Genomic DNA, 3,557 nt, shown 5'->3' on the forward strand with positions numbered 1-3,557 from the left:
CTGCATCAGTGAAGTCGCTGGAATACGCCATTAGCATTGGATTTTAGATGCTGAGGAGTACCTTAATTCAAAACCTCATAAGATGTCAAATGGGTTCTATAGAAAATTATCCTAATTTGGGTTTGGGTGTTGCTATTGTTTATGTTCCTACTCGCCGTATGGCAGAAAAATATGCAGAGTATCTTAATCAAGCTGACTTTAAAACAACCTATTTCCACTCCCGCATTTCTAATAAACAGCAAGTCTTGAAAGATTTTAAAGACGGAAAAATAGAAGTAGTAGTCGCAACTAACGCTTTTGGTATGGGTATTGACAGAGAAGGTATCCATACTGTTATTCATGTTGCACCACCTGCTACCCCAGAGGCTTACTTACAAGAAATTGGCCGCCTTGCCCGTAACGATGGGGAACGAGGTTCAGCTTATCTGTTTTGGCATCAAGATGATTTTAACTGGATATTTGAGCAACAAGGGCGATCGCAAATTAGTTTTCAGGCTCTCAAAAGTTGCTGGCGTTTAATTCGACCCCGACTAAAAACTCAAGACGCTTGGATAAGTACTTTGGATTTAGCGAAACCTTTATCTTTAGAAGAGCCAGAAGATTTAGAAATATTAGAGACTCAAGCACGGGTTGCTATCTTCTATTTGGAAAAAGCTGGATTGATACGGGAAGGAGAATCTTGTCCTTGCTACCTGAATATTTACTTGAAACGGGAACTTAACTTAGAAGAAATTGGTAAATTAACCGGTGATGCTAATAAATTAGCTTTGTTCTTATTTGATATTGGTTTTAGAAAAAATCAAACTAGTATTAAACTAGATGTACGCGAGGTATCTTTAGTAACGGGAATTTTGCCTCCATCTGTGATTAAGACTGTGCGTGAATTGGTTAATATTGGTTTAGTAAATTGGGAATATAAAATCGCTTTTAAATTTGAAAAGCAATCTAATAGAACGCTGGAACAGTTTAAATTAAGCACTCAAGCTTTTTTGAATTGGCTCCAGTCCGAATCACCAGAAATAGATGAAGAAAAATCTATATTGCTTCACGTAGAAGCTTTAGAAGAAAAATTAGGTAAAAAAGCACGTATTGCAGATAGTTTGAGAATTTTAACTCAACTAAAATTAGCTAATTACACTAAAGAAAGTCGTGATACAACTCGCCTATTTCTGAAACAAGAGGAAACACTAACTCAGTGGTTAGAGAGCGCAAACAAAATTTGGGAGAAACAATGGCAAGAAATTGACTATATTGAGAATATTTTAGATCAGTTATTTAAGGACAAAAACTGGAAGCGGGAAGATAGCCAACTTCTTGATTTAGCAGAATTAGAAACACGCATCAATATTCAAGAATATCCAAAATTAGACCTTTTAAAAGTTTTAGCTTTCATGCAACGTCTAGGAGTAGTTGTTTTAGGGAGAGGAGATTTAGGTAATTTAATGCTTTATCATTTGCTTCCAGGAAAAGACCGAAAAAACTGGTATGAGGGAGTGTACCCACCTCTGGATGAACACTACAGACAACGGCGTAAACGCATTGATATTATGCGCCAAGTTTTAGAAGCTGGAATGCAAGATAAAGAAGAACCAATAAAACTCATTCAAATATTAGAAGATTACTTTACTCTTTCTTTGGATGAATTTTCTCAACATTGCGGAGAAATACATGGTAATCCAGCAATTGTGGAAGAGATTTTAAAAAATCTCAATCCAACCCAAGAGCGGATTGTTACAGACGATCAAAGTCGTGCATTATTGGTATTGGCGGGACCCGGTTCGGGTAAAACCCATACAATTGTAAGCCGTGTAGCTTATTTGGTATCAGCAAGAGGTGTTCCACCGGAACGTATTCTAGTTTTAGCTTACAATCGCAAAGCTGCTGCCGAGGTGCGGAAACGGCTGCATCAACTTTTAGGTAAGCGTGGAACGCTGGTAGATGCTTTAACTTTTCATGCGCTTGCAGCTAAACTGACAGGACTTAGAAGTAAAGGTGAGGGGGGTTTTAAATGGTTGTTACAGCAAGCTATTATCCATCTTCAGGAAAATCATCCTGGATACCAATATATTTTGGTGGACGAGTACCAAGATATTGATAAATTACAATACGACATAATTACCCGATTAGCTGGATTTGACCATCTGGATGAAGACGAAAGCCAAAAAAGCTTCTTAATGGCTGTGGGTGATGATGACCAAAATTTGTACGAATGGAAGGGTGCAAGAGTTGAGTTTATTCGGCGTTTTCGTCAAGATTTCGATATACCAGAAGAAGATGTAATTCCTTTAGTACAAAATTATCGCTCTCGCCCAACTATTGTTGAGTTTGCTAATAGTTTTATCGAAAGGGCGATCGCTCCAGAAAAACGACTCAAGGGAATCAACGAAAGAATACAGGCTGTTAACACTCAGCAGCCCGGAAAAGTGTTTTGGGGAGAGTATGGACATTTGTACGATGCGGCTGAGTGGATTACTGAAAAAATAGCCGAAATTTTGACTCGACCTGGTGAAATTCAAAAAGAAAAAATAGCGGTTTTGGCACATCGCTGGGAAGACCTGCGTTTTTTACAGCATGTTTTGCGAGATAGTTGGGGAAACGACCAAGACATTGCTTACCAGTTATACAACACACAAGATAATTTACGTCCTATCAAGAGTTGTGTCGGTCAAGCAGTCCTACACCGATTACGGGAAAAACCTAATCTGCATGTTTCTAACCCCCAAGCCCATCTTGAAGAATTACGCCAAGAATTGGGTTATAGCGATCGCGATGCTGCTTGGTCATCATTGCTACAGGCTTTATCAGGTTGTTTACAGATGACACAGGAGGATATGGCATACCTCTTAGAAGAAGCTCGTCCTGTACGACCTGGGCAAGTAATTCTATCTACCTTTCATAGTGCCAAAGGTTCAGAATTTAGTCACGTTTTTGTTTTGGAAGATGGTTTTCTAGATAAGAACAATCTAGAAAGTCGTGCTAGGGAGTTGTACGTAGGATTCACAAGAGCCAAGGAGGAATTATATATACTCTTTAGCAAGAATAAGGATTCAACACACCCAATATTATTGGATGTTTTCAAGAGTATGAACTCTCCTCAACCTAATCAATATATTCAGAATGTTCAAGTGGCTCAAGTTAATTTACCTCCCAATATTCGCTATCAATGGTTTCTAGATCCAAGAGACTTATATTTAAGTCAGCAGCTGGTCACAAACCAATGTGGACGTGAACTGATAAAAGCTTATGCTCGTGAATGGGGACAACTTTACTTAATGCCTCAAAATAATGGTTCTACTCCCTATGAAGTTTGCTGGAAAGATTTGAAAGATAATAATGTTAGAAATGTTGTAGCTGTTCTCTCTAAAAGAGGAAAGGAGCAGCTACAAAAACATCTTAATGTCAATAAACATTTAGCTGTAAGCGGTCATACTATCTTTCGTGTTGAGCGAGATGATAAGGAATGCGGATTAAATAGAATCCAGAATTATGTCACCTGTGGTTTAGCAGTGTAATTCCATTGCGGCAAATAATCATCAAACACAATTTCCATCGTTTGC

1 protein-coding gene is annotated in these 3,557 nt (G+C 38.3%); it reads left to right on the top strand.

The annotated features are described in order from the left end of the window. The first annotated feature begins 89 nt into the window (after positions 1–89). Positions 90–3,512 (top strand): ATP-dependent helicase, encoded by a 3,423-nt coding sequence (locus H6G76_RS36300; protein WP_190711026.1) that lies wholly within the window; start codon positions 90–92, stop codon positions 3,510–3,512. Positions 3,513–3,557: the final 45 nt, after the last annotated feature.

The organism is Nostoc sp. FACHB-152 (assembly GCF_014697475.1).
GTDB lineage: Bacteria > Cyanobacteriota > Cyanobacteriia > Cyanobacteriales > Nostocaceae > Nostoc_B.